The sequence below is a fragment of the Pseudoalteromonas sp. P1-7a genome (genome assembly GCF_001401855.1).
Classification (GTDB): Bacteria; Pseudomonadota; Gammaproteobacteria; order Enterobacterales; family Alteromonadaceae; genus Pseudoalteromonas.
Map to the genome: position 1 here is coordinate 1 of NZ_LKDU01000182.1, position 207 is coordinate 207.

Genomic DNA, 207 nt, shown 5'->3' on the forward strand with positions numbered 1-207 from the left:
AGACATTATGCGGTATTAGCAGTCGTTTCCAACTGTTGTCCCCCACCTCAAGGCATGTTCCCAAGCATTACTCACCCGTCCGCCGCTCGACGCCAGAGTAGCAAGCTACTCTTCGTTTCCGCTCGACTTGCATGTGTTAGGCCTGCCGCCAGCGTTCAATCTGAGCCATGATCAAACTCTTCAATTAAAAAGTTTTTATGTTCCGAA

Annotated in this window: 1 rRNA gene; it reads right to left on the reverse strand. The window is 49.3% G+C overall.

Annotation, left to right across the window (positions count from 1 at the left end):
* A 16S ribosomal RNA gene (locus AN389_RS20055) occupies positions 1–187 on the reverse strand; the annotation flags it as partial.
* Positions 188–207 lie beyond the last annotated feature (20 nt).